Here is a 20,432-nt window from a genome sequence, read left to right on the forward strand (position 1 = left end):
AGGGGAAATGACATGTTAAATTTAAACCAACAAAAAGCGCGCCACGACCTGAAAGCCGATCGGGAGCGCCTTGCAGAAGAATTAAATTTTGCGCTGGAGCACAAACTCCCGTGGGGATACAGCGGCTGGAACTCAGGAAACACCGAGATTACCTCCTGTGAAAAGCATGGAGATTTTGAGCGATTCACGCTGGTGGGAAAGGCTTTTCGCGGCGGTGAGAATTTCAAACATTCGCAATGTCCTGCATGCCTCCGTGCTCAACTGGCAGAGATTGACGCGGAGCTGCGTGCGTTACGCGTCGCTGACCTGATGGACAACGCAGGCATCGCCCGCCGTTTTGAAGAATGCGAATTCGAAAACTATCGCCCGGTGAATCAGGGGGCTAGCAAAAATCTGGCCGGCTGCCGCCATTATGCCGAAAACTGGCCGCAGGTATTTGCGACCGGAAAGGGGCTTGTGATGACCGGCAACTGCGGTACAGGGAAAAACCACCTGGCCATCTCGACAGCGAAAGCCATCATCCGTAACCATCTCGCCAGGGTTGAAATTACTGATGTGATGCGCGTTATGCGGGCCGTGAAAAGCACGTGGCGCCATAATTCCGAAACCACAGAAGACGGCGTGCTGGAACACTATGCATCGCTGGACCTGCTGATTATCGACGAGGTGGGGGTGCAGTTTGGTAGCGCTTCTGAACTGGCCATCCTGCAGGAAATCATCAACGCCCGCTACGAAAGCGTGTTACCCACCATCCTGATTAGTAATCTGACCTTTGAGCAACTCAAAGACTCCATCGGCGAGCGTATCGTAGACCGCGTGACCAACGGCGGTCGCAATCGCCTGGCGTTCAACTGGGAAAGCTTTCGTGGCATAGACGGGGTGTCTGCATGACGCCTGTGTGGAAAAACGAAGATCTGGAAGGGGCGGTCATCGGTGCATTGTTCCTGCGAGGTGCTGACCCTGAGGTACTGGATATCCTTTCCCGGCTGCCGGCGAGTACGTTCTCGGTGCGTCAGTATCGTGAAATCTATACCGGCATCTGTCGGCAAGCCCGCGGTGGAGGAGTTATTGATCCGCTGCTGCTCTGTGAGTCTCTGCCAGCGCTTCAGACCACCATTCTGGAGGCCACCCGCGTTAGTTGGGCGAAATCGGCTTTGGTCTCTTACATCGACGTTCTGCGTCGCAATGCCGGTGTCCGTGATGCAGAGGCCGCACTGGAAAAGGTGCTAAACCAGATTAAGAGTGCCAGCAATGGTGATGCTGCGCTGGCTGCCCTGGAGTCCGTAAAACAGGTGGTTTCAGCCATCGATATTTCTGCAGATACTGTGCAGCCTGTCCATATTTCCGATCTGCTCACCGCCGTGGCTGACGAGGTAGAGTCCCGCAGCCAGGGGAGGGAGGAAACCCGTAGCCTGCTTACTGGCATTGAGGATCTTGACGAGAAGACGGGTGGCATTGAATCCACGGATCTGGTGTTTATCGCGGCGCGTCCCTCGATGGGCAAAACAGAGCTGGCGCTGGATATTATCGAGAAGGTCTCTGCACAGGGGCATGGTGTTCTGTTTTTCAGCATGGAGATGTCCGACACGCAGATCGCCAAACGCATGGTTTCTGCCGCTGGCGGTATGCCTGTATCCAGACTGAAGGCAGTCGAAAAGTTTGAGGATGAAGACTGGGCGCGATTCTTTAACGGCATGGAGCAGTTGGTTAACCGCAGCGTTTGGATCACCGACGCAACCAACCTCAATATCGACCAGATTGTACAAACCGCAACCCGCTATAAGCTGGAGCATCCAGAAATTGCCCTGGTGGTCATCGACTATCTCGCGCTGATCAAAATTCAGAGCACGGCCCGCTATGACCTGGCGGTAGGGGAATTGTCAAAGGGGTTGAAACGTCTCGCCAAGACCAACAAAACGCCAGTTATCGCCCTGAGCCAGTTATCCCGCGGGGTAGAATCTCGCCCCAACAAGCGCCCGATGAACTCTGACCTAAAGAACTCCGGGGAGATTGAGGCGGATGCTGACCTAATCCTGATGCTGTATCGCGATGAAGTTTACGACCCGGAATCACCTGCAAAGGGCATAGCCGAAATCAACGTGACAAAACAACGCAACGGCGAACTGGGGACAATTTATCGCCGGTTCTATAACGGGCATTTCCTGCCGATCGACCAGGACGAAGCCCGCCAGCGCTCAACCCCCAAACCTAAAACGCAGCAACGTCGCTATACCAGAGGGAGCCAGGAGAATAATGCAGATTTTTAACATCACCCCAATGGGCAAGCCCCGACAAACCCGCGCCGACAAATGGAAACAACGAGAAGTAGTGCTTCGTTACCGGGCGTTCTGTGATGAGGTCAGGCTGAAGAAGGTCGTTATGCCAGAGGCGGGAAGTCACATTACTTTCATCCTGCCGATGCCGGAGAGCTGGAGCCAGAAAAAACGTGCAGCAATGGATGGTCAGGCTCACCAGCAAAAGCCGGATGCCGACAACATGATTAAAGCGTTGATGGATGCGTTGTTTGCTGACGACGCTCACATCTGGGACTTTCGGGTGACAAAGCTCTGGGGTGTAACCGGACAAATTTTAATTTCTGATATCGGAGAAGTGGCCGCATGAAACTGGAATCAGCACTCAAACACTTTAGCCCCCAGGGGATGCATATCAGCGACGACGTGAAAAGCACATCGCCGAATCGCCTGAATGGTACAGACGTTATGACCGGGATCGGGGTGACCAGCAGCCGCGCACGATTCGGGCTGGCGGCGTTCTTCGGTAAGGCGGGCATCAGTAAAACCGATGAGCAACTGGCCGTTCAGGCGCTGGCGCGACATGCCCTTGATACAGCACCTAAAAACGTGCGGAAGGCCGCAGGTAAAGCGCTGGGGCGCTGCTGCCTGGTGCTGGCGAAATTTGCCTTTGCGGAGTATTCCCGTTCAGCTGAAACAACCGGGGTCTGCAGGGTATGTAGCGGTACGGGGAAGATGCAGACGACTATCACGGAGCGAAAAGTCACATACCCGTGGGGTAAGGCGCCTTATTGGGCGAAAAGGTCACGCGCTGTTCGTCCGTCCGACTGGGAGAAGTGGACCGAAGTAACTGCCATCTCCAGCGCTAAATGTGAAGCCTGTGACGGCAAAGGGATGATTAACGCCCGCTGCCGCTGCGGTGGTTCCGGCCAGGTTCTGGATCGCAAAGAGACTAAAGAGCGCGGGGCCCCGGTATATAAAACCTGTGAGCGTTGCTCCGGTAATGGTTTCACCAGTGTAAAATCTGCGGATGCCCACCGTGCAATTCAGCTGCATATTCCGGACCTGCACCAGTCCTCATGGTCACGCAACTGGAAGCCATTCTATGAAAGGCTGGTGGATATGCTCTGCAAAGGGGAGAAACAGGCTGCGGCGGAATTTGAGAAAGCGACCAGTTACTGAAGTGATCAAAGCATATGGCGACACTTTTTTGCACGATAGAGTTGACTTTGCATAAAAGTGTCCTGTATGCTTCTAATCATGGATACTTACATCCAAATGAAACCGATTACTAACCCTGCCACCCGGCGGGGTTTTTGCTTTCCGGCGATACGACAGGGGTATTCGCGAGATGCATTGCATCAGTACCCCTGTCACATCGTCGTATATTGCATTGAAACGAAATTTGTCAGATGTTAAATTTATGACGTGGTGAATCCCCCTATGCGGAGGGGCATTGTCAGTCTGATTTATTTTTGCGCTTATTGCGAGTCGTCCCCGGACTGGCGGCGGCTCACCGGGAGGCACCCGGCACCACACCCAATATAAAAATGATGATAGCTGTAAGGCCCACTTCGGTGGGCTTTTTCTTTGGGCAAAAAAAAAGCCCGCATGGTTTCATGCAGGCAAGGCAGTTACATTTAGATTTTGTCCCGGTATTGTTTTTTTGTCCGGAAGTCGAAAGATACTGTCTCGAATACATTTTGTAAATAACGGATTCAAATCACAAGGCCATGCATTTGCATGGCTTTTTTATTATCAGGTCCCGCAGGAATCATCATCGACACGCTTCGTTGTTAAATCCAGCCTGACGGGCCTGACCCTTTTCAAACACACAGCGCCATCCGTAACCACGGAGGTGAGGCTATGACCAAAATGAGCACCATTTACAGCAGACTCTCATACGGCACCGGGACCGCGCTGACGGGCTGCGGTGTCTCAGCAAAGGCTTATGCCGATGTAGCAAAAACAGAGGTATGGATTTTGGCCGACAAAGTGGCGGGTATGAGCCTGAGTGACTGGGCGATCGTTGTCGGTATAGCGTGCACTGTTATTACCTGCGGAGTGAACTGGTATTACCGGCGTAAAGAGCGGGAGGATCGGCTGAATGGCTATGTTACCAAAGCTGAGGAATAGCGTTATTGCTGCTGTTGGTGGCGGTGCTATTGCTATTGCCTCCGCGCTCATAACAGGGCCGACCGGTAACGATGGTCTGGAGGGAGTGCGGTATAAGCCCTACAAAGATGTCGTAGGTGTGTTGACGGTATGCCACGGACACACGGGCAACGATATCATGCTCGGTAAAACCTACACCGAGGCAGAGTGCCGAGCGCTTCTCAATAAAGACCTCAACACAGTTGCACGCCAAATTAACCCCTACATCAAACAGCCGATCCCAGAAACGATGCGTGGGGCGCTGTACTCGTTCGCGTATAACGTCGGCGCTGGCAACTTCCAGACCTCAACGCTGCTGCGCAAAATCAACCAGGGCGACCAGAAAGGCGCATGCGACCAGCTGCGTCGCTGGACGTATGCCGGCGGTAAAGAGTGGAAGGGCTTGGTAACGCGTCGCGAGATTGAGCGCGAGGTGTGTTTGTGGGGTGAAAAACCACAGAAAGTTGATGATGGTTTCGGGCCATTAAATCCCGGCATACCGCCATCTGCACCGGGAGTGTTCTAATGAGCCGCTTAACAGCCATTATCAGCGCAGTGGTTATCCTGCTGCTTTGCTGTGTTTTCTCATGGCGCTCCGGATGGAGCTCTCACGCTGTCCATATCAACGCTCAGGCAGCGAAGAAAAAAGAGAAAGCCGAAAAGGTTATCCAGCCTGTAGAGCAAAAGGCCGCTGCCGCCTCAGAAGAGGGCAAGGTCATCTACAAAACCATAACCCGCGACGTGGTGAAATATGTCCAGTCTCCGAATCGTACTGTGTGCAGGTTTGACGATGATGCTGTGCAGCTGCGCCAACGGGCCATCGACGCTGCCAACTCCATCCCCGGATTTGATGAACCCGCCGTGCAAAGCAAGTGACGCAGGGAAAGACAGCGACGAAGACCTGCAGTCAGACGTCGAAACCGCTCAATGCCTGCGCCAACTGCGGTTAGATAAATACCGTTGGCAGGCCTACTACCGTGCAGTGAGTCAGTAGCGGGGCTACATTGCCGTTCCTGCATGGCGAGGTCGGCGTGATAAAAAACCCCGAAGAGGATATCCAAAAGTAAACGGGGCGCTGAATGAACAGCTAATGACTAAACAATACATCGTGTATCTAAATATGTTTAATCATTTCGCAACCCGGACCATATTGCGGAGGAGTACACCTGTGTTTTGGCGTAGGACTGCTATCGGCGCTGGGGAAGTGCAACCGGGATAAGGCTGATATCAGACAGGCGGAAACAAAACGTCAGTAGGGCATTACAGAGCCACTTCAAGAGGTGGCTCGATAATGTTGGAGGAAACCATGTCAACGCTTAAGGATTTATCCCGGCAGCTAAAGCAGTTGCAGAAGCAAATCCCTTTCGCCACCGCGCAAGCTATGACATCGGTAGTAAGGGATATCGCCGCAGCGCAAAAAGTGGCACTGGGGCGAAAACTGGAATCGCCGACGCCGTTCACGGTTAATGCTGTGGGCTCATCGGGGGCCAGAAAGAACAACCTTCGCGCGAAAATTTATGTGCGTGATACTGCCGCCGGATATCTGGAGCCTTTCGAGTTTGGCGGCGAGCATAAGCTGAACAGCCAGGCGCTGCTCAACCCGAAGAACATCAAGCTGAACAAATATGGAAACATGCCGCGCAATAAGCTTTCGCAGATGAAAGCGAAGCCGAATGTGTTCGTCGGTGAGGTGAATGGCGTCGATGCTGTCTGGCAACGCCGGAAGCCAAAGAAGGCGAAGAAGAAACGGGCAAAACGTTCAGCGAACGGTACGCGCAGGCCGAAGCCGAAACAGCGCTCTCCTAAACTGCTGGTGAGGTTTGGTGATGCGTTGCCAGTAACGCCAGTGCTGGGATACATGGACCGCTCAAAGGCTATGGCAGAAGCGTTAATGCCGGCAGCGCTTAGTAAAGCGATTGCTGAGGCCATCAGAACAGCTAAGTAAGGGGCAAGTAATGCCCCATGCTGGTAGGTGAATTACAGAGATATCTCACAGGCTTTAATAAAGCTATTTGTTGCGGCAGTAGAACCGGATGCATTGCCCGAGAACGAGGATTGATTGCCGCCGTCTTGAGTCTGTATGCCCACCAAGATTTTAGACTTGGCGTTTTGTAACTGCTTAAGCACTGCAGTTATTTTCTCTGCGTCATCAGCTCCTACTTCAACGGCTTGGGCATTTCTGCGTGATAGAGAGGCTTCAAGCTTATTGGCTGGGTTGCCATCAATTTTGATGATCAAATCCATTGCGACAGTTGGGACAGAATCAGATGATTTGTCAGTTTCAACGTATGCAACAGATAATTTATTTTTGGTGCAGTCGAAAATCAGACCAGAGTTTGATGATGATAAATCACCAATCATCAAAGCTTTTTTCCCACCGGTAAACAGGTCGTCATCTACTTTGGTGAGCCATTGAGCGTGTGCAACAAAAGAAGTAAGTAAAACAGCAGTCAGTGCCGCGTTAATCAAACGAGTTTTTTTCATCATTATCCCCTTGCATTAATCGTGACAATGATAGGGTGTGATTCATTGTGATGCTATGTAAAAAAATGTTTTCAAATACAACCCTACAAAAAAATGGGTCCTTCCTGAGACTTTTGTAAGGCACGGGCATTGCGCGCCGCAGTGTTTTCCTAGCTACAGGTTTTCAAATTTGGGTAACAGGTAACAGTTACATTTTGTTTCATCTTCTGGTTTGTCACTGTTTATAAAAAACTTTCTCAAAAAAATCTGTTACCTGCGGTGTTACCTTTCTTCATTGGTAACAGATTTGGGTAACAGGTGCAGGTAACACCGAGGTAACAATGAACCAGTCGGATTTTGCAAAGCTCCACGGCGTCAGTCGTAAAACGGTCACGATGTGGAAAAGCAGGGGATGGCTGATCATGTCCGGTGATGACATTGATGTTGGCGCCTCGAATGCCCAGCTTGAAAAATACAGAAAAACAATTAACCGGGCGGGTAAGGACAATACCGTCGTCCCCATTAAAAAGAATCTCATGCCGCTACCGTCTAAAGATAAAGATGCGGATGAGGAGGGGAATCCGTCACTGGAAAGTATTGCCAGGGAATTACTCCTGGAAAACGGGGCTGAGTTATCACTGGATGAAGCGCGTCGTGTAAAAGAAAACTACTTAGCATTACTGACAAAATTAGAGTTTCAGCAAAAAGATGGTCAGCTCATTGAAATGACCGTAGCCGAGGAGGTTCTTTTCAACGCCTTTCGCCAACAGCGTGATGCCTGGCTCAACTGGCCATCAAGAGTGGCGCCGTTGATGGCTGCTGATCTTGGCGTGCCAGCGGACAGGATGACAGAGGTGCTGATTGAACATGTCCACAAACATATCTCAGTCCTCGGAGAACCAGAATTTAACCCGGCAGAAGACTGAACGACTTCAGCTTAGTGCCAGAAAGGGGTGGATGCCGCCGCCGCGTATCAGTGTCCCGCAATGGGCGGATGATTACCGAAAGCTGGCTAAAGAAGCGGGCAGCACCTCCGGGAACTGGGAGACCTCGACCGTAGAGATTGCCCGTGGCCCGATGCTGGCGGCTACCGAATCCGGCGTGCATGTCATTACAGTGATGTGCTGCACCCAGCTGATGAAAACGGCATTGCTGGAAAACCTGTTCGGCTATTTCGCTCACCTCGACCCATGCCCGATTTTGCTCCTGCAGCCGAAAGAAGAGGCGGCAGAGCAGTTTTCAAAAGAACGTATCAGTCCGCTGGTGCGCGTGACGCCGGTACTGCGGAAAATCATCGGCGACTCAAAACAGAAAAGTTCGAAAGAAACCATCCTCTATAAGGCGTTTACTGGTGGATTTCTGGCGCTGGCTGGCGCCGGTAGCCCGGACAACCTGGCACGCCGTCCCATCCGCGTACTGCTGGCGGATGAGGTGGATAAATACCCGATTACCCGCGAGGGGGATCCGATCACCCTGGCGGAGGAACGAACTGCAACGTTTGGCCTGACCTGGCTTTCTGTCCGCGCCTGTTCGCCGACCGTTGAGGACGAAAGCCGGATTGCCGACAGCTATGCCGAATCTGATCAGCGCCGGGCCTCTGTTGTTTGTCCGCACTGCGGGCACCGGCAGTTTTTGGATTTTTTCAAACACGTTCAGTGGCCGAAAGAGGGTGATAAACACCTTACAAAATCAGCCATGATCCACTGTGAGTGCTGCGGCGCAGGATGGTCTGAAGGCGAACGCCTCCGGGCGTTACAAACCATTCGCTGGCACCAGACCCGGCCGTTTGAGTGCTGTGGCTCACGCCATTCCCCGTTGCTTGAGTACGATCAGGTCTGGCGGGCGAATGACGAAAATAGCGTGGATGCCGTCTGGAAATGGTCAGAATCACCACGGCATGCAGTCTACCGGGCTATTTGCCCGGATTGTGGCAAAGAGGCAGTCGACAACCACCACGCCGGTTATCAGGCCTCAAAACTGTTCAGCCCCTGGCAGAAAGATAAACCGTCGGATATCGCGGGAAAATATCTCAAGGCGAAGGGGGATCCGGATAAAGAACAAGCCTGGTGGAATACCCAGATGGGTTTGCCACACAGACCCAACCACGGCAAACAGCTGCCGGTTGATATCTTACTGGCGCGTCGTGAAGTCTTCCCGGCTTCTGTTTCCGATGGTGTGGCGTTGTTAACTGCAGGCGTTGATACGCAGGATGACCGCTTCGAAATCACCATCACCGGGTGGGGCCGTGATGAGGAATCCTGGTCGGTTTCTCACGATGTTATCTATGGCGATCTGGAAACGGATGAACCATGGAAGCGTCTAGACGCGTACCTGAAGCAAATCTGGCGCCGGGGTGACGGTCGGGGCCTGAACATCATGGCGACATGCATGGACTCCGGTGGGCACCACACCCAGAAAGTCTACGAGTTTGCCAAAGAGCGCCTGGGTCGTCGTGTCTGGGCGATCAAAGGTGAGTCCGCCCAGAGTGGCAGGCGTAACCCGGTCTGGCCGACAAAGCGCCCTTCGTCGAAAAGCAAAGCCAGTTTCCGTCTGATAATCATTGGTGTGAACTCTGCCAAGGATGTGGTGCGCGGAAGATTACATCTGGAACCTCCCGAGCCAGGAAAGCCTGCTGCAGGTTATATGCATTTTCCGGATGACCGTGACCTGGGCTATTTCAATCAGCTGCTTGCTGAACGCCTGGTTTACAAAGTTACTGCAGGTCAACGTTACAGCGTCTGGGAGCAGATCCCGGGGCGAGCTAACGAAGCACTAGACTGCCTGGTTTACAGCTACGCCGCACTGTGCGGGCTCAAACATATGGGGTTAAAGCTGAACGTTCGTGCCGCAAACCTTGAAGCCAACCCTGACAAATTCCTGCCGGTACCTGCCGTACCAGAAGAAAAAATCAGCTACGAGTTACCCGGTGCGGTTATTGAAGAGCCTGCGCCCGTTAAGCGTAAGCAAATTTCTAAACTCCTGCCGCAATAAGGAAAACCATGTTCAACCGGAATACCAGTCTGCTGGCTGGCTCGATGACTGATGAGCAGCTCAGGGACGCCCTGCAGAAAGCTCAGCAGGCATACATTGATTTAACAACCGGGAGTCGCGGTGTTTCATTTTCCTATTCGCAGGGAGACGGAACACGGTCGGTGTCTTATCAGCAAAGCTCTCTGGCTGACCTGCTGGCGCTGATCCAGTTACTGCAGGCGCAGCTGGGGATCGTAGCGAGACCACGGAAGCCAGTGAGGTTTCGATTCTGATGAATAAAGTACAAATACTTGGCCCGGATGGTACGCCGTATCGCGCAGCGCGACCCAGTATGCTGACGGGCGGCAGCCGGGTACCTTATGACGCCGCCGATTCGTTTAGTGATCAGCTGGCGAACTGGCAGCCGGCGCTATGGTCGCCGGACAACGAAATCAACATCTATCGCGATCGCATTGTTTCGCGTGCCCGCGATTTGGTCCGTAACGACGGGTGGGCGAACGGCGCGGTAACCCGCCTTCTTGATAACGCCGTCGGCGCCAATTTTCGGCCCATCATGAAACCCGATTACCGGGTACTGCGTATGGTCACCGGAAATAAAGCCTTTGATTCGACATGGGCTGAAGAGTATGGCAAAGCGCTTGAGGCGCACTGGCGCACTTGGGCGTACGACACCGGGCGGTACTGCGATGTTGAGCGCAAATTAACCGTGCCTCAGATGTTACGCCTGGCTTTTCGCCACAAACTCATTGACGGGGATGCGCTGATGGTCCTCCAGTACCGGCCTGACAGGCTGGGACGGGGCAGGGGACGATATGCCACCACGGTTCAGGTCGTCGATCCTGACAGGCTCAGTAACCCACAGCAGAATTTCGACATGCCAAATATTCGCGGTGGCGTGGAGATTGATGATGACGGCGCGCCGATTGCTTATCACATTCGGGAGGCGCATATCGGCGACTGGTGGAGCGGCGCAAAAACGATGACATGGCGGCGTATACCTCGCGAAACCTCCTGGGGGCGTCCGCATGTCGTCCATGATTTTGACCATGAGCGGGGGGCTCAACACCGCGGCAATGGCATCCTGACGCCGGTTATTCAGCGTCTGAAAATGCTGGTGAAATATGACCAGAGCGAGCTGGAGGCCGCCATTCTGAATGCCATTTTCGCTGCCTATATCGAGTCACCGTACGATTCCGAAATGGTTCAGGCTGCGATGGGGGAAAACTTCGATGACACCAGTTTGGGTGCCTATCAGGACGGCCGTGTGGAATTTCACAATGACCGCCGGCTGACTCTGCAAAATGGCGCCCGGATGCCAATTCTTTACCCTGGTGAAAAAATCACAACGGTTAACGCCGCCCGGCCATACAGCAACTTTGAGGTATTCGAATCGGCCGTGCTGCGTAACTTCTCATCCGGTACCGGGCTTTCTCCGCAACAGGTTACGCAGGACTGGTCTGATGTTAACTACAGCTCCGCTCGTTCGTCCTTACTAGAAGCCTGGAAGACACTGACCCGGCGACGGGATGATTTTTCTATGGGGACGGCGCAGCCTGTTCTGACGGCGTTTGTTGAGGAAGTTCATGACAATGAAGACCTGCCGTTGCCTTCAGGTGCGCCTGATTTTGTCGAGGCCCGTGCAGCCTATTCCCGCGCGCGCTGGATGGGGCCGGGACGGGGCTGGGTAGACCCGGTTGCTGAGAAAAAAGGCGCCATTCTGGGTCTGGATGCAGGGCTTTCCACGCTTGAAATTGAAGTGGGGGAAAACGTCGGTGAGGACTGGGAGGAGGTGCTTGATCAGCGTCAGCTGGAGATTGAATCCTGCCTGAAGCGTGGCCTTCCATTACCCAGTTGGGCGCAGGCGGATCAGTTCGCCAGCGAGACAATCAAAGATCCGGAGGAAAAGTGAATCTACCTCATCTGGCGCAACGTCTGTTTAATACGCCGCTGGCCCTTCATCCGAATAAAGCCGAGGTCATCATGGCCGCGGTTATGGACCGGTTTGGCATCAGTAGAATCGAATCCTCTCTGGCGATGGAAGACGATGACTGGTACGGCTACGACGGCAACCGCAGTCGGGAGTCAAAGCGTGATCCTGGATACGACAACGTAGGCGGGATTGCTGTTATTCCGGTCTGCGGCACTCTGGTTCAAAAGCTGGGATGCCTGAGGCCCTACAGCGGCATGACCGGTTATGACGGCATCCGCCAGTCCTTTCTGACCGCACTGACTGACCCGGAAGTCAACGGCATTTGCCTGGATATTGACTCTCCGGGTGGAGAGGTTGCTGGCTGCTTTGATCTCGTGGATGAAATCTACAACGCCCGGGGCACGAAACCCATCCATGCCATTCTGACCGAAAATGCGTATTCCGCAGCGTATGCGATTGCCAGCGCGGCTGACCGTATTTCCGTTCCCAGAACCGGCGGTGTGGGTTCAGTCGGCGTCATCACCATGCATCTGGACTGGACGCAGCGAATTAAAGACGACGGTCTGAAAGTGACGATCATTACCTTCGGAAGTCGTAAAGCAGAAGGCTCGCCATTACGTGAACTCTCTGAAGAAGCGTTCAATGCTATCCAGCAGGATATTAACGCGATGGGGGAATTATTTGTGAATACCGTCGCCAGAAATCGCGGGATCAGCGCGAAGGTGATTAAAAGTACGCAGGCCGCCTGTTTTATGGCTGCTGATGGTGTGGAGCTTGGACTGGCTGACGAGGTATGTCCTCCGGATGCTGCATTCAGACATTTACTTGAAAAAACAGGAGCCTGAAATGGCAAAGAAACCGTTTAGTTTTGCCCACCTTATTGGATTTGGCGCGTCGGCTTCCGAAGAGGAAGACGATAAAAAAGCCAAAAAGGCGAAAGCCCGTCGCGCGGAAGAAGACGAGCGCGATGATGATACGGAAGACGATGAGCGTGACGACGACGCCGAAGAAGACGAACGCGACGACGATGCGGAAGATGATGATGACGACCCGGATGCTTCCGAAGAAGATGATTCCGACGATGACGACGACCGCAAAGAAGGCAAAGCGGCTAAAAGCGCCCGCATTGCTGAGCGTAAGCGTTGCGCCACTATCTTTCGTAGCAAGCATGCGGCGGCAAACCCATCACTGGCCGCTTCGCTCGCCTTCAATACCGGGATGAGCTCTGCCGCCGCTATCGACGTTCTGGCCTCTACGGCGCCGGCCTCACAACCAAAGGCAACGCGAGGGCGCTCTCTCGATCAGCGCATGCAGGAAAACCATGATGTTCGCCTGGGGCCAGATGGTGACAACAAAGCCAGCGGTAAATCGGCACTGGTGAGCAAAATGACCAGTCTCTACAACTCCACGAAAGGAGAGAAATAATGGATCAGTTTGGTCAGAATCAGTTCGCACCGGGTATGAAAAGTTCGTTGTTTTTACCCGACCAGCTCATCGCCGGGACGCTTCAGCTTGTTACGGACACCGGCATTATTACCGGTGGTACCTATAAACGTGGAACCGTACTGGGGATGGTTACCGCCAGTGGGAAGTATAAACTGAGTGTGAAGACGGCAACCGATGGTAGCGAAACCCCGGTGGCGATTCTGGTTGATAATGTTGATGCGTCAACTGCAGATCAGAACGGCGGCCTGTATCTGATGGGCGAATTCAACCAGAACCACATTATCTTTGATAACTCCTGGGCGATTCAGGCGCTGAAAACAGCACTTCGCCCGCTGGCTATTTTCCTGAAAGACAGCACTCAGGCCCCTGTAGCCACTTCCTGATTAACCCCTCTCACTCCTGATTTATTGCTTTAACCGGCAGGGGTTGACTCATTCCAATTTTTGCCAGCGTGCAGCTGGCATTATCAAGAGACTGAATATGGAAAATATTTTTGATACCAGCGTGCTGGTACAGGTCGTTCCTAACCTGAAAACCAGTCAGAACTGGTTGCTCGATCGCTTCTTTCCCAATGTCGTGACTTACGAGACCGAAGAGGTGGCGATTGATGTTGATGTCGGCCTGCGTCGTATGGCGCCGTTTGTCTCTCCGCTGGTGGAGGGCAAGCTGGTCGAGTCCCGTAAATACCAGACCAATACGTTCAAACCTGCTTACATCAAAGACAAGCGCGCCCCTGATCTGCGTAAACCCATTCGTCGCCAGATCGGCGAGCGAATTGGTGGTGAATACACCGCCGCCGAACGTGAAATGCTGAATCTGCAGTTTGAAATGACTGACCAAATCGACATGATCAACCGTCGTCTGGAGTGGATGGCAGCCAGCGCGCTGGTGTCCGGCACCGTCACGGTTACCGGGGAAGGCTATGAAACCAAAGTGGTGGATTTTGGTCGTGCTTCCGACCTGACTATCACCCTGAGCGGTTCGGACAAATGGCCGCTGACCGTTGCCGCCGGCGCGACCAATACCCAACCTTCTGATGATATCGAAGTCTGGCAGACCACTTTCCTGAAAGAGTCCGGTTCTGTCGCCACTGACCTGGTCTTCACGAATAAGTCGTGGCGTGCATTCCGACTCGATACCACCATTAAGGATAACGCCATCACCTTCCCGGCGCTGAGCCCGTTTGGTAACCAGATTAATGCGGGCCCGCAGGTGATGAAGGGGGCTATCTACAAAGGGCGCTGGGGTAATTTTGACCTCTGGTTGTATAACGACTGGTTTATTGACCCGCTTGATAACGTCGAGAAACCGATGATCCCCGATGGCGCTGTCATCATGAGCGGCGCGGACCTGATGGGCACCCGCGCCTTTGGCGTGATTCTGGACCCGGCGTTCAACTATGGCCCGCTGGCTTATGCGCCCAAGTCCTGGGTGAAAGAAGATCCGGCACAACGTCTTATCCTGATGCAATCCTCCCCGCTGGTTATTCCGAGCCGGGTGAACGCATCCCTCTGCGCAACGGTGGTCTGATATGGCTAAAACAACCAAAACCGGGTCGGTGGATGACCTGAATGCGGAAGGCACCGCCGAAGAAGGCCTGAATGTTGACGATCTGAATGCAGGCGGCATCGTTCAGGATAACCAACAGCATGACGAAACAGACGGTGATTCAGTAGAGGATGCGGATAGCGATGAAGATGAAACCGCTGCCCCTGAATACGTAGTTCTGAAGGGGAACTGCATTCGCCATGACGGCGAGATTTACCGCGAAAATTTGCGCATTCCGGTCTCCGGTAAGGACGCAGAACGTCTACTGGCTGCAGGTGTGATCGCCGATGTTCAGGTTCTTCGGCAGCGTGCGTTATCTGCTGCGCGTGGCGTGAAAATTACTACGGAGTAAGCGCAATGGGAGTGGACTGGGATTTACACCTGTTGAGTCCGCTACATGGCGTCTTCGGCGATGAACACGAGTACCGCCCTAAAGACGGCACTCCTCCTTTCACGATTAACGGCATTTTTGACCGTGGGTATGCCCAGGCTGCTGAAAACCTCGATGGTGACTCAGTGATTAACACGTCAAGTCCGATGCTCGGCGTACGTGATGCCGAGTTCCGCCAGTTGGGTAAATCTCAGCCGATGGAGTCTGACCGCGTGTTTATTAAAACCGTCGGCGGCCACGTCATTAATCAGTTATTCGTGGTGTCCAATGTCGAGCCTGACAGTCATGGCGGATCCCGCCTTGTTCTCAATGTGGTGAAAGCACGATGAATGCATCAGCTATTCGCAAAATGGTGGTGACGGCGTTGGTTGGTCACACTAATGCCGGCGACCGCGTTTATTCGCCGCGGGACTGGCCAACTTCGGCAGCGCTCTATCCGGCGCTGCTGGTCCAGACGCCGTTTGATCATAAAAAGGCGCAGGGGCGGAATACGCCGGCGTTTACTACGGTGACCACCGTTCGCATCACTGGCCGCGTCCAGGAATATGACGGGGAAACCGATGATGACGGCGCCATGCGGGCCGAGGAGGCTCTGGAGGATCTGCGCGAGCAGGTGGAAAGGGCGGTCATCAACAGCTACGAGCTCACCCGAAAAATCCAGAAGTACGCGGAAATCCGTTCGACGATTAACGTTGACGGCGAGGGGGAAGCCCATCTGGGCCAGCTGCTGTTCGAAATCGATATCGAACATTATCAGGGGCCGGAAGATTTCTATCCCATCAACCCGCCATCTCTGGAGGGGATCGATATCGCTGTCAAAATGCCGGATGGCACACCGCGGCCGGGCGTCAGTATTAACCTGCAGGAGTGATCCATGTTTGTAAAACCAAAAGACGGGCTCAGCGTTCGCTGCCCCGTCAGGGGCGAACCTTTGCCCGCAGATGGCGCAGAGGTGCCTGATAATACGTTCTGGCGCCGTCGGTTGAAGGATGGCGATGTCAGCCTGGTGCTGGAAAAAGGTGTGAAGAGCACCGCTAAAAAAGAGGACGCTTAAATGACCGTTCCGTTTTCACGCGTACCCGGTAACCTCCGGACGCCGTTGTTTTACGTCGAGTTCGACAACTCTATGGCCAATACGGCGACGGCGACGCAACGAACCTTGCTGATTGGCCAGATGTTGGACGCTGGTTCGACGCAGGCCAATATCCCCGTCAAAGTCTCCTCGCCGAATGGCGTGGGAGAGTTGACCGGTAAGGGGTCACAACTGCATGGCATGATGACCGCCTATCAGAAAAATGACACGGCCGCTGAAATCTGGATCCTGCCGCTGGCGGACGACTCCAGTTCAATGGTGGCCGCGAAGGGGAGTATCAAGGTTGCATCACAGGCGTCTGCGACGGGCGTAATCTCTCTCTACCTCGCCGGGACCCGCGTGCAGCTCACCGTGCTGGCAACCGATACGCCGGCGCAAATCACTACGGCACTGGTCGCCGCTATCGCCCGAAAAAATGACCTCCCGGTTACAGCAGCTGTTAAATCGGATGCCACTGACACGGTGGAGTTCACGGCAAAAAACAGGGGGCTACTAGGGAACGGGATTGATATTCGCCTCAACTATCTGGGGACGCAGGGCGGGGAATCGACGCCTGCAGGTCTCACCCTGGCCATTACCTCGATGGCAGGCGGCGCCGGCGCGCCGGATTTTGTGGATGCACTCGGCAATCTGCAGGATAAAACGTTCGATTTCATCATCAACCCGTACGACGATACGGCCTCTCTTGATGCCATGAAGGCGTTTCTGAACGACGCTTCCGGCCGCTGGGCGTGGGATAAACAACTGTATGGGCATGCCTTCAGCACGACCTCGGGAACCTATGCTGAGCTGGGGACGAAAGGCGAGGCCAGAAATAACCAGCATGAAACGCTGCTGGGCGTCTATCGCTCTCCGACGCCTCGTTATATCTGGTCTGCCGCGCTGACCGGCGCCATTGCCCCGAGCCTGCGTAATGATCCGGGCCGCCCGCTGCAGAGCCTGCCGGTTTATGGCGTGCTGGCGCCAGATCTGCAGGACCGCTTCGAACTCACTGAGCGTAACAACCTGCTCTACAGCGGCATTTCAACGTACACCGTCGCTGACGATGGGACTGTCAACGTTGAAAACGTCATCACCACCTATCAGAAAAACAGCTACGGCGACGAAGACGATAGCTATCTTCAGGTAGAAACGTTGTTCAGCCTGATGTTCGTCACGCGTTATCTTCGCACCGCCGTGACCAGTAAATTCGGGCGAATGAAACTGGCCGCAGATGGAACCCGGTTTGCACCCGGGCAGCCGATTGTCACACCTAATATCATCAAGGCCGATCAGATCGCTGAGTACCAGACGCTGGTATTTAACGGCTATGCACAGGATGCCGAAGCGTTCGCGAAAAATATTATCGTTGAACAAAACGCATCAAATCCGAACCGCGTCGATGTGTTGTGGCCGGGAACCCTGATCAATCAGCTGCGTATTTTTGCGCTGCTTAACCAGTTCCGCCTGCAGGCTGAATCAACAGGAGCATAAGTCATGGCTGATACTTCTAACCGCATTGCCGGTACTGCCTATGTCACCGTTAACGGTGTGTCGGTCATGGTTGAAGGCTCGTTCAAATACCAGCCCTCAACGGTAAACCGTACCACGCTGACCGGGATGGATGGCGTACACGGTTATAAAGAAAAACCTGTTGCGCCGTACATTTCCGCCCGTCTGCGCGATAGTGGCGGCACAAATGTGCAGGGCTTTAACAAACAGACCAATGTCAACGTCATCGCGGAACTGGCGAATGGCAAAACAATCATTGGTCGAGGGCTCTGGACGGTAAACGTCCAGGAAGTTGAAAGCGAAGATGCAGTGTTCGATGTTCGCTGGGAAGGGGTTGAGGTCACGGAGAACTAAGATGGCTGAATTAGAACGTACGAAAATCATTGTTCTTACCACGCCTCTTGAAGATGTGGCGCAAAAAACGCGCTATGAGCAACTTGAGCTTAAAGCGCCGACACTGAGCCAGGCTGAGCAGTTTTACGAAAAGCAGTCTTCTTCAACCTCTCTTGCGGCAATGCGCTTACTCATTTCTCTGGTATCTGACACCCGCGAAAGCGTGTTGCAGCCGATGGATTTTATCGACTTCCGCAAGTGCGAGGTTTATCTGCTCAGTTTTTTGACCTGGCAGCCCTGACAGCATGGCAGGAACTTGCTGCTGAAGTGACATTTTATTTCCGCTGGACTGAGGACAGGGCGTGGGGCATGACCCACTCCCGTCTGAAGTGGTGGGTATCGCAGGCCTCAAGGATTAACAAAATCAGGAAATCTTCACGCGATGAGTAACTCTTTTGATTTTGAACTGGTGGCCGGTGATCATGTCAGCGAAGCAATAGCACAGATTGACGAGGCTGTTCGCAACCTTGAACCCCAACTGGAGAAGACCCGACAGGGCTTGCAGTTAGGTGGGCAGGAGACGATTGATGGGCTGAACGGATATAATTCCAGGCTGGATATTATGGCCCGGACGGCACGCGATAACGTTCAGTTTATCGGCGACATGATCCCCCCTATGAAAATAGTGGGAGAACTGGCAGGCAAGTTGGCTGGGCTGGGGCTGGCTGGTGGAGTTATCGGTACTATCGGTGGCGCTGCGTATGCGACAGGTAAGCTCGCAGAAAGCTACCGGCAAGCAGCCAGAGGCGCTTATGACCTGAACACACATGCGCAAAATACTGCTATGAGTGTTCAGGACTTTTCCCGACTTTCCGGGGCTCTTCAGCTTGTAGGGGCTGACAGTGAAAATGCTGCATCTTCTATCGAGGGAATCTTCAAGTCTCTCAACGAAGCAAATAGCGGTAAAAATGCTGGTGTCATGGCTGCAATGGCGCAGATTGGCGCCCAAATTGAAAGAAATAATGATGGTTCTGTCAACACGCTAAGGACGCTTGAGTCCATAGCAAGGATTTTCCCAAAACTTCGACCTGATCAACAAAAGTCATTTGCCGATGCGATGGGTTTAACACCTGAGATGCTGACACTCATGCGTGAAGGCGCAAAATATGCTGGTCTTCTGGCTAAAGCGGATAAGGTGGGGTTGACAGTAGATCCTGCGCTCAACCAGCAATTAAAAAACTTTGATGTTGCAGTTAAGGAAGCAAGCGCCTCATGGGATGGATTCAAATCAAAGCTTGAACGTAAGGTTTATGCCTCGCTCGATAATAACGGCCTTACTGATATGGTTAATGGCTTTACAGATATGTTGGCAAATAATTTTGACAATATATCTTTAAGTCGATTTGCAGGGCAGAATAAGGGTGATGATTCAGAACTGATGCGCAGGGCCCTGGCAGACCCTGAATTTCAGAAGAGCCTCAACGGGAATGAAAAAAACCAGTTGACTGCTGGCGTTATGACCGATGAAGCAAGGAATAAATATAGTCAATATTTTTACAATCAGGACCGTTCTAAGCAACTTCTTGACGATGTTAGTGCTATTACAAGACCTCAACCTGAAAGAGGTCCTGTCATTTATAACCCAGATGGGAAAAACACTCTGGGATTTAGAAACCATAACCCTGGAAATCTGAGAGAGGCTTCAAACTCAACGGGGCGAAATCAGGGGTTTTCTACATTTGCCAGTGATAACGACGGACTCGCAGCAATGGCTCGTCAGCTAATGCTTTATGGTGACCGTGGAAATAATACACCAAGAGGATTTATTCATACGTATGCCCCGCGATCTGAAAATAACACGCGTGCATATATTGACGATGTGACCTCAAGAACTGGGTATGGAGCCGATCAACGGCTTGACCTTCATAACCCAGAAGTCCTCAAGGCATTAATGGCTTCAATGATTCAGCACGAACAGGGCTCACAACCCTACACGGAAGATCAACTGAGCAACGCTATTCAGTCTGCCATTATGGATGACCGTTGGTCTGGGCTGAGAAGCCCGGAAAGGTTGACGCAGCAGCGCCGGGATATCATTTCTGGTGCAGGAGGTGGAGGACGCTCACCTTCCATACTGTCTCCGGGCGAAGGAGACGGAAATGTTAACGTGATTGCCGAAAATATAACTCGATCCTTTGCTGATGCCCTGGCTGAACAACCGTTAAAACTGGAAATAACCATGATTAACGATAAAGGAGAGAGGAAAACCTATAAAGTGGAAAATAATGGGAAAATTACTACTCCCATGAATTATTAACATATAACCGCCTGTGACGGCGG

25 protein-coding genes are annotated in these 20,432 nt (G+C 53.0%); 24 read left to right on the forward strand and 1 reads right to left on the reverse strand.

The window, feature by feature from the left end; translation table 11 throughout:
• The first annotated feature begins 12 nt into the window (after positions 1–12).
• The 8 genes from BV390_RS26085 (at position 13) to BV390_RS26120 (ending at position 6,351) form a co-directional block, all read left to right on the forward strand.
• The gene (locus BV390_RS26085) at positions 13–891 is read left to right on the forward strand and encodes an ATP-binding protein (protein ID WP_047934968.1); all 879 of its coding nucleotides are present in this window, start codon (positions 13–15) and stop codon (positions 889–891) included.
• On the forward strand, positions 888–2,267 hold the full coding sequence (locus tag BV390_RS26090; RefSeq protein ID WP_047934967.1) for a replicative DNA helicase: 1,380 nt from the start codon (positions 888–890) through the stop codon (positions 2,265–2,267). Before BV390_RS26085 ends, BV390_RS26090 begins: the two co-directional genes overlap by 4 nt.
• The gene (locus tag BV390_RS26095) at positions 2,254–2,622 is read left to right on the forward strand and encodes a RusA family crossover junction endodeoxyribonuclease (RefSeq protein WP_047934966.1); all 369 of its coding nucleotides are present in this window, start codon (positions 2,254–2,256) and stop codon (positions 2,620–2,622) included. Before BV390_RS26090 ends, BV390_RS26095 begins: the two co-directional genes overlap by 14 nt.
• On the forward strand, positions 2,619–3,434 hold the full coding sequence (locus tag BV390_RS26100) for an antitermination protein (protein ID WP_047934965.1): 816 nt from the start codon (positions 2,619–2,621) through the stop codon (positions 3,432–3,434). Before BV390_RS26095 ends, BV390_RS26100 begins: the two co-directional genes overlap by 4 nt.
• A gap of 684 nt (positions 3,435–4,118) precedes the next feature.
• Positions 4,119–4,388 carry a phage holin gene (locus BV390_RS26105; protein WP_032688543.1) on the forward strand — a complete coding sequence of 90 codons (270 nt, stop codon included), beginning with the start codon at positions 4,119–4,121 and terminating at the stop codon, positions 4,386–4,388.
• Positions 4,360–4,932: a lysozyme gene (locus BV390_RS26110; RefSeq protein WP_085397487.1), complete on the forward strand. Its 573-nt coding sequence runs from the start codon at positions 4,360–4,362 to the stop codon at positions 4,930–4,932. Before BV390_RS26105 ends, BV390_RS26110 begins: the two co-directional genes overlap by 29 nt.
• Positions 4,932–5,282 (forward strand): hypothetical protein, encoded by a 351-nt coding sequence (locus tag BV390_RS26115; RefSeq protein WP_085397488.1) that lies wholly within the window; start codon positions 4,932–4,934, stop codon positions 5,280–5,282. Before BV390_RS26110 ends, BV390_RS26115 begins: the two co-directional genes overlap by 1 nt.
• 430 nt (positions 5,283–5,712) lie before the next feature.
• On the forward strand, positions 5,713–6,351 hold the full coding sequence (locus BV390_RS26120; RefSeq protein ID WP_085397506.1) for a hypothetical protein: 639 nt from the start codon (positions 5,713–5,715) through the stop codon (positions 6,349–6,351).
• 32 nt (positions 6,352–6,383) lie between these two features.
• On the opposite strand, the gene BV390_RS26125 is transcribed toward BV390_RS26120, so the two are convergent.
• Positions 6,384–6,893, reverse strand: a complete 510-nt coding sequence (locus BV390_RS26125) for a hypothetical protein (RefSeq protein ID WP_225623291.1) — start codon at positions 6,891–6,893, stop codon at positions 6,384–6,386.
• Between the two features lie 317 nt (positions 6,894–7,210).
• On the opposite strand from BV390_RS26125, the gene BV390_RS26130 reads away from it, so the two are divergent.
• The 16 genes from BV390_RS26130 (at position 7,211) to BV390_RS26205 (ending at position 20,409) form a co-directional block, all read left to right on the forward strand.
• Positions 7,211–7,795: a hypothetical protein gene (locus tag BV390_RS26130; RefSeq protein ID WP_085397490.1), complete on the forward strand. Its 585-nt coding sequence runs from the start codon at positions 7,211–7,213 to the stop codon at positions 7,793–7,795.
• Positions 7,737–9,860 carry a phage terminase large subunit family protein gene (locus BV390_RS26135; protein WP_085397491.1) on the forward strand — a complete coding sequence of 708 codons (2,124 nt, stop codon included), beginning with the start codon at positions 7,737–7,739 and terminating at the stop codon, positions 9,858–9,860. The genes BV390_RS26130 and BV390_RS26135 overlap by 59 nt, the downstream gene beginning before the upstream one ends.
• 8 nt (positions 9,861–9,868) lie before the next feature.
• Positions 9,869–10,132, forward strand: coding sequence for a gpW family head-tail joining protein (gpW, locus tag BV390_RS26140; RefSeq protein ID WP_032735077.1), 264 nt, complete (start codon positions 9,869–9,871; stop codon positions 10,130–10,132).
• Positions 10,132–11,769: a phage portal protein gene (locus tag BV390_RS26145; RefSeq protein WP_085397492.1), complete on the forward strand. Its 1,638-nt coding sequence runs from the start codon at positions 10,132–10,134 to the stop codon at positions 11,767–11,769. Before gpW ends, BV390_RS26145 begins: the two co-directional genes overlap by 1 nt.
• Entirely contained in the window at positions 11,766–12,635 is an 870-nt protein-coding gene (locus BV390_RS26150) for a S49 family peptidase (RefSeq protein WP_085397493.1), read from the forward strand. The genes BV390_RS26145 and BV390_RS26150 overlap by 4 nt, the downstream gene beginning before the upstream one ends.
• A 1-nt stretch (position 12,636) precedes the next feature.
• The gene (locus BV390_RS31235) at positions 12,637–13,215 is read left to right on the forward strand and encodes a hypothetical protein (protein ID WP_085397494.1); all 579 of its coding nucleotides are present in this window, start codon (positions 12,637–12,639) and stop codon (positions 13,213–13,215) included.
• A complete protein-coding gene (locus BV390_RS26160; RefSeq protein WP_085397495.1) occupies positions 13,215–13,619 on the forward strand; it encodes a head decoration protein in 405 nt (134 codons plus the stop codon). Before BV390_RS31235 ends, BV390_RS26160 begins: the two co-directional genes overlap by 1 nt.
• Before the next feature lie 97 nt (positions 13,620–13,716).
• Positions 13,717–14,766, forward strand: coding sequence for a major capsid protein (locus BV390_RS26165; protein ID WP_042944984.1), 1,050 nt, complete (start codon positions 13,717–13,719; stop codon positions 14,764–14,766).
• A 1-nt stretch (position 14,767) separates the two neighbouring features.
• A complete protein-coding gene (locus BV390_RS26170) occupies positions 14,768–15,136 on the forward strand; it encodes a hypothetical protein (protein ID WP_085397496.1) in 369 nt (122 codons plus the stop codon).
• A 5-nt stretch (positions 15,137–15,141) separates the two neighbouring features.
• A complete protein-coding gene (locus tag BV390_RS26175) occupies positions 15,142–15,504 on the forward strand; it encodes a head-tail joining protein (protein WP_085397497.1) in 363 nt (120 codons plus the stop codon).
• Entirely contained in the window at positions 15,501–16,046 is a 546-nt protein-coding gene (locus tag BV390_RS26180; RefSeq protein WP_085397498.1) for an ATP-binding protein, read from the forward strand. The genes BV390_RS26175 and BV390_RS26180 overlap by 4 nt, the downstream gene beginning before the upstream one ends.
• 3 nt (positions 16,047–16,049) lie before the next feature.
• Positions 16,050–16,229, forward strand: coding sequence for a DUF2635 domain-containing protein (locus BV390_RS26185; protein ID WP_042944991.1), 180 nt, complete (start codon positions 16,050–16,052; stop codon positions 16,227–16,229).
• Positions 16,230–17,741, forward strand: a complete 1,512-nt coding sequence (locus BV390_RS26190; RefSeq protein WP_085397499.1) for a phage tail sheath subtilisin-like domain-containing protein — start codon at positions 16,230–16,232, stop codon at positions 17,739–17,741.
• 3 nt (positions 17,742–17,744) lie between these two features.
• Positions 17,745–18,113 carry a phage tail tube protein gene (locus tag BV390_RS26195; protein ID WP_049267398.1) on the forward strand — a complete coding sequence of 123 codons (369 nt, stop codon included), beginning with the start codon at positions 17,745–17,747 and terminating at the stop codon, positions 18,111–18,113.
• Position 18,114: 1 nt separating this feature from the next.
• Entirely contained in the window at positions 18,115–18,393 is a 279-nt protein-coding gene (locus tag BV390_RS26200) for a phage tail assembly protein (RefSeq protein ID WP_049006256.1), read from the forward strand.
• A gap of 141 nt (positions 18,394–18,534) precedes the next feature.
• A complete protein-coding gene (locus BV390_RS26205; RefSeq protein ID WP_085397500.1) occupies positions 18,535–20,409 on the forward strand; it encodes a hypothetical protein in 1,875 nt (624 codons plus the stop codon).
• Positions 20,410–20,432: the final 23 nt, after the last annotated feature.

The organism is Klebsiella sp. YJ (assembly GCF_002108615.1).
GTDB lineage: Bacteria > Pseudomonadota > Gammaproteobacteria > Enterobacterales > Enterobacteriaceae > Klebsiella > Klebsiella planticola.

Bases quoted from the DNA above. Each gene is read 5' to 3' on its own strand.
- BV390_RS26185 (WP_042944991.1), top strand. From the start codon at position 16,050: ATGTTTGTAAAACCAAAAGACGGGCTCAGCGTTCGCTGCCCCGTCAGG.
- BV390_RS26170 (WP_085397496.1), top strand. From the start codon at position 14,768: ATGGCTAAAACAACCAAAACCGGGTCGGTGGATGACCTGAATGCGGAA.
- BV390_RS26180 (WP_085397498.1), top strand. From the start codon at position 15,501: ATGAATGCATCAGCTATTCGCAAAATGGTGGTGACGGCGTTGGTTGGT.
- gpW (WP_032735077.1), top strand. From the start codon at position 9,869: ATGTTCAACCGGAATACCAGTCTGCTGGCTGGCTCGATGACTGATGAG.
- BV390_RS31235 (WP_085397494.1), top strand. From the start codon at position 12,637: ATGGCAAAGAAACCGTTTAGTTTTGCCCACCTTATTGGATTTGGCGCG.
- BV390_RS26195 (WP_049267398.1), top strand. From the start codon at position 17,745: ATGGCTGATACTTCTAACCGCATTGCCGGTACTGCCTATGTCACCGTT.
- BV390_RS26115 (WP_085397488.1), top strand. From the start codon at position 4,932: ATGAGCCGCTTAACAGCCATTATCAGCGCAGTGGTTATCCTGCTGCTT.
- BV390_RS26130 (WP_085397490.1), top strand. From the start codon at position 7,211: ATGAACCAGTCGGATTTTGCAAAGCTCCACGGCGTCAGTCGTAAAACG.
- BV390_RS26085 (WP_047934968.1), top strand. From the start codon at position 13: ATGTTAAATTTAAACCAACAAAAAGCGCGCCACGACCTGAAAGCCGAT.
- BV390_RS26100 (WP_047934965.1), top strand. From the start codon at position 2,619: ATGAAACTGGAATCAGCACTCAAACACTTTAGCCCCCAGGGGATGCAT.
- BV390_RS26165 (WP_042944984.1), top strand. From the start codon at position 13,717: ATGGAAAATATTTTTGATACCAGCGTGCTGGTACAGGTCGTTCCTAAC.
- BV390_RS26200 (WP_049006256.1), top strand. From the start codon at position 18,115: ATGGCTGAATTAGAACGTACGAAAATCATTGTTCTTACCACGCCTCTT.
- BV390_RS26175 (WP_085397497.1), top strand. From the start codon at position 15,142: ATGGGAGTGGACTGGGATTTACACCTGTTGAGTCCGCTACATGGCGTC.
- BV390_RS26160 (WP_085397495.1), top strand. From the start codon at position 13,215: ATGGATCAGTTTGGTCAGAATCAGTTCGCACCGGGTATGAAAAGTTCG.
- BV390_RS26190 (WP_085397499.1), top strand. From the start codon at position 16,230: ATGACCGTTCCGTTTTCACGCGTACCCGGTAACCTCCGGACGCCGTTG.
- BV390_RS26205 (WP_085397500.1), top strand. From the start codon at position 18,535: ATGAGTAACTCTTTTGATTTTGAACTGGTGGCCGGTGATCATGTCAGC.
- BV390_RS26095 (WP_047934966.1), top strand. From the start codon at position 2,254: ATGCAGATTTTTAACATCACCCCAATGGGCAAGCCCCGACAAACCCGC.
- BV390_RS26120 (WP_085397506.1), top strand. From the start codon at position 5,713: ATGTCAACGCTTAAGGATTTATCCCGGCAGCTAAAGCAGTTGCAGAAG.
- BV390_RS26105 (WP_032688543.1), top strand. From the start codon at position 4,119: ATGACCAAAATGAGCACCATTTACAGCAGACTCTCATACGGCACCGGG.
- BV390_RS26125 (WP_225623291.1), bottom strand. From the start codon at position 6,893: ATGATGAAAAAAACTCGTTTGATTAACGCGGCACTGACTGCTGTTTTA.
- BV390_RS26145 (WP_085397492.1), top strand. From the start codon at position 10,132: ATGAATAAAGTACAAATACTTGGCCCGGATGGTACGCCGTATCGCGCA.
- BV390_RS26090 (WP_047934967.1), top strand. From the start codon at position 888: ATGACGCCTGTGTGGAAAAACGAAGATCTGGAAGGGGCGGTCATCGGT.
- BV390_RS26135 (WP_085397491.1), top strand. From the start codon at position 7,737: ATGTCCACAAACATATCTCAGTCCTCGGAGAACCAGAATTTAACCCGG.
- BV390_RS26110 (WP_085397487.1), top strand. From the start codon at position 4,360: ATGGCTATGTTACCAAAGCTGAGGAATAGCGTTATTGCTGCTGTTGGT.